Origin of the sequence: Colwellia sp. C2M11 (assembly GCF_018860915.1) — a bacterium.
GTDB lineage: Bacteria > Pseudomonadota > Gammaproteobacteria > Enterobacterales > Alteromonadaceae > Colwellia.
Genome location: NZ_JAHKQD010000002.1, coordinates 1,288 through 5,142 on the forward strand (window position 1 = coordinate 1,288; position 3,855 = coordinate 5,142).

General features: G+C 38.9%; 6 protein-coding genes. All 6 read right to left on the reverse strand.

Features of this window, described 5'->3' with window-relative positions:
• Nucleotides 1–700, reverse strand: a 700-nt coding sequence (gene gspL, locus KO509_RS00030; RefSeq protein WP_252727305.1) for a type II secretion system protein GspL, incomplete at its 3' end; no start/stop codon positions are given.
• Nucleotides 700–1,728, reverse strand: coding sequence for a type II secretion system minor pseudopilin GspK (gene gspK / locus KO509_RS00035; protein WP_215971244.1), 1,029 nt, complete (start codon nt 1,726–1,728; stop codon nt 700–702). The genes gspK and gspL, both read right to left, overlap by 1 nt.
• The gene (gene gspJ / locus KO509_RS00040) at nt 1,728–2,405 is read right to left on the reverse strand and encodes a type II secretion system minor pseudopilin GspJ (protein ID WP_215971240.1); all 678 of its coding nucleotides are present in this window, start codon (nt 2,403–2,405) and stop codon (nt 1,728–1,730) included. Before gspJ ends, gspK begins: the two co-directional genes overlap by 1 nt.
• Nucleotides 2,405–2,845, reverse strand: a complete 441-nt coding sequence (gene gspI, locus KO509_RS00045) for a type II secretion system minor pseudopilin GspI (protein ID WP_215971241.1) — start codon at nt 2,843–2,845, stop codon at nt 2,405–2,407. The genes gspJ and gspI overlap by 1 nt, the downstream gene beginning before the upstream one ends.
• Nucleotides 2,838–3,464 (reverse strand): type II secretion system minor pseudopilin GspH, encoded by a 627-nt coding sequence (gspH, locus tag KO509_RS00050; RefSeq protein ID WP_252727306.1) that lies wholly within the window; start codon nt 3,462–3,464, stop codon nt 2,838–2,840. Before gspH ends, gspI begins: the two co-directional genes overlap by 8 nt.
• A 52-nt stretch (nt 3,465–3,516) precedes the next feature.
• Nucleotides 3,517–3,855, reverse strand: a 339-nt coding sequence (gene gspG / locus KO509_RS00055) for a type II secretion system major pseudopilin GspG (protein ID WP_215971243.1), incomplete at its 5' end; no start/stop codon positions are given.

Here is a 3,855-nt window from a genome sequence, read left to right on the forward strand (position 1 = left end):
AGGTTGCATCACTTTTACCTGTGTTTTTAGCTGCATTTTTTTTATCGCTAGCGACTTCTGCCGCTTGCGCTAACGCAATTTTATTTTGTAGCGTAAATTGCCAAGCTTCACTATCAAGCGCATAGCCTTGCCATTCACCTTGACGAATAATTATTTGCGTTTGCTTAGCTTGTCCAGCTACGTTTTGCTCAGTTAAGCTACTTTGCGATGAAACACGCTCAGGATGCAGCGCAATAGCGCTCCATTGTTCGTTAACATACGGCATCGCCAAAACATCAGGCAACATATGCTTAGTGTTAATATCGGCTGCCGCTAACCAAGACTGCCACAATAACATTTGTGCTCGTTGAGTGATGGCAACAAAGCAGTTGTGCTCGCTGTTATCGTTAGTAATATTGGCGTAGGCAAAGAATAACTCATCAACATCTTGTGCTAATTCATCTTCTAACATGTAAGGCACGGCAGAAAGCATTGCTCGGTGTGACTTAGTTGGCAGCGTTAAACGTTTTAATAACACGTCGCAGCCAGGCACAAAAACCTTAACCACACGTTGCTGGGCTTTTTCAGTTAATTCACTTAACTGCTCAGCATGGGGTAACACACCACTGGCAATAATCTCTTGCTCTAGCGTGTTGAATATCAACCAAGATATTTCATCTTGGGCTTGGCTACCTAGGCGTATATATAAAGTTTCGGCCATTAATTTCGTCCTACGGTGCGACTGAGCACATTGATATATTTATTCTCGGTTATTTTCATTACTGAGTTCATGGCATAATAACTTTCATTAAAACTCGCGCTCGCTTTCAGGTTAAAATATTCGCTATCAATAGCAAAGCTGTCTTTTTTATCATTGAAGTTTTCAATTTGTACAACCGTTGGTAAATTGTAAAAAGTATCGAGCGAGTCAAAACCTTTTTCACCTCTGGCACTTAATACGTCTTGTGCTTGTTCTAATGTTGAGCCAAGTAGCGCTTGCAATAATTCAACGTGTTCACTGTCGATAGTGTTAATGTTCACTTGGTGTAATTCACTGCCAGGAATAACGCAAACATAAGGCTTAATCGCATTTATAATAGCAGGAGTAAAATGCTCAACTACCCTTAACTCATTAACACTGGCTAAATAATTATTGGCTGCAAGATAAGGAAATTCACGTGAAGCATAATCATTATCTTCTGCGCCACCGGCACTACTGATACTGGTATCAGCATCTAGCCAATCAGTAAGAGCATCTGCCATTGATTCAGCTTCAAATTGACTCACATTTTCTAGCTGTAAATTAATTAACAGTGCTTCAAAGGCAAGACGAGCAGGGGCTTTGTTTTCCTCTTGATTTCTGTTGTTTCGGCTACTTGTGTTTTCGCTTTCTTCAAATGGGGCGCGTAAGGCATTTAAGTTCAAACAGCTTTGTAGATCGGTGATTTCACCTGTTATTTCACCAAAATCGACCGGAAAGGTATTTTCACCTCCTGCCCAAGCTTGACTTAAGTTGGTAACATTTGGCTCTGCTTGGAAAACTTTAATTAATACTCTTTTAGTAAAAGCTTCTGCACCCATGGCATACCAATAAGCTTGTTGGTTAAAGCTAACATTAGCACTTCGTTGCATTTGTACCTGCAAGCGCGCCGTCATTTGGCTAGCAATAACCGCACAAAGTGCAACAATAAGCATTACTGTTATTAGCGCGACACCTTGCTGCTTGTGTAACCTTTTTAAATTTATCATCACGAGCCCAAACCTAATGCTCTGTTCGATGTCGTTTGAAGCTGCCCATCACCAGGCACTAAATATTGACGTCGTATAAGGCCATAATCTTTTGTGTCGATTTCAATGGCTATTGCCAAAGGTAAAGTCTCCTTTTCCCAAAGTTCTAGCCAGTCTTTCCCATCATAATATTCAAAATTTATCTCGGTAACATCATGAATCAAAGGTCTTACTTTTGGTTCTTCACCCACCACGGAATCAACAAAGTTGAAATGTAAACGTTCAAGGGTTTCTTCAGTTATTCTATAAGCTACCGCTTGCATATCACTACGGGGTAATAATAACCCAGGGTTAGTCCAACCGTTTCTTACAAAGGCAATAACTTGCTCTTCGTTTTCGAAACCCTCACTATCAGTTTGTATTAAACGTGTTTGTGGTGCTTCGCCATTAAGGCGCATAGTACGGCGTGAAATTTGAGTAAAGTCACGTTCTATAATTAAAAAAGCGCGTTGTAGCTCATTCTGTCGGGCACTATGTTTTTTCGCCATTTCATCACCGGATAATACCGAGTTAAAAATAGTGAAGCTAGATAAACTAATAATTGAAAATATAGCAATAGCAATGAGTACTTCTAGTAAAGTAAATCCTTTATTAGAAGTAGTATTGAGTTGTGCGCGTATTCTGGGGCTAGATAGCATTAGGATTCCACCTTAGAAACAAAGGTGGTTAAACTACTTACGGCTAATTCATCATCTGGATCTTTTCTAATTTCTATTACAACAGAGCGCATATCATTATCTGTGGTTTTAATTACTTTTTTATGCCAGTACCAAGTTCTACCAGCAAGTTTTACTTCACCTTTAACATTGTTTTTGGGCGGCCATGTTTTATCTAGATTTACCGCAACTAGTTGATTTGAAGCAACCCAATCGGCAAACATTTTAGTTTCTAGATAACCCATGTTTCTGGCATTGTTACTGGCAGTACTGAGTAATGCGATACCTGCAATTGAAAAAACCGCTAAAGCTAGCATCACTTCGATAAGGGTGAAACCAAGTGATCTTGTCTTACTCTTATTTACGTTTGGTTGCTGTAAAATATTAGCCTTGGTGTTTTTTATGTTTAATGACTTAATCATCTAACACTGGCCCTTCAATTGTTAATGGTGTGCTATATAGCCCGCTGACTCGATAGGCTAAATCAGATAAATCTTCATTAAGTGAAGCTTCATCGGTAAAGTAAAAGGTAAGACTAAAAGGTGTGATGTCACCGCCAGATAAAATATAGACTTGTGGTGTTAATTTGTCTTCATCTTTGGCTTCTTTCGCTTTTTCAATAGCGTCAAAAGAAAGGTAACCTTCTTCTTCCGAGGCGAATACGGATGAGTCAAACAGCAACGGCTCTTCAATGGGTAGATCGTCTAATGCTAAGGTAAAGGTCACCCCTTCAGGTAACTCTTGCACTGCTAGCCAATCTTGTTCAGGTATTTCACTCCATTTTTCGCCGTCATAGCCAAGAAATTGATAACTGTTTTCATTAAGGTATAAACCCAGTTCAATATTATTGAGTAAGCCGTAATTTGCAGCACTTTCAAACAGCGTTGAAAATTCTTGGCTTACTTTTTTTAAAGTATCTTCTGGACGCTTTGTAGAGAAGTTAAATTGCACCGCTGAAATTATTAAGCCAATTAATGCAATCACCACCAATACTTCAAGTAAGGTAAAACCTTTATTTTTTGTGGTAAATGTTCTCTTCAAAATAATACTCATCCGTTTACGTTATGCTTTCTTATTAACTTAAGTAATTTAATTACTGATAGTCGCCTAAATTCCAATTACCAATATCATCTTCAGTGCCAACTTCTCCGTCTGGACCGGCAGTAAATACATCCATTTTCCCGTGTTCACCTGGGTTTAATAAAAAGTATTCATTACCCCACGGATCTTTAGGAAGACGTTTTACATAACCACCGTCAGGAAAACGACGTGGAATAGGCTCAATATCAGTTTGCTGGGTTAATGCTTCTAAGCCTTGCTCTGTACTTGGATAATCGTAATTATCTAATTTATACATACTTAACGAGTTTTCTAACGCAGTAACATCTTGTACTGCTTTTTGTAATTTAGCCGTGTCTTGGCTACCCATTAA

Bases quoted from the DNA above. Each gene is read 5' to 3' on its own strand.
- gspK (WP_215971244.1), bottom strand. From the start codon at position 1,728: ATGATAAATTTAAAAAGGTTACACAAGCAGCAAGGTGTCGCGCTAATA.
- gspJ (WP_215971240.1), bottom strand. From the start codon at position 2,405: ATGCTATCTAGCCCCAGAATACGCGCACAACTCAATACTACTTCTAAT.
- gspI (WP_215971241.1), bottom strand. From the start codon at position 2,845: ATGATTAAGTCATTAAACATAAAAAACACCAAGGCTAATATTTTACAG.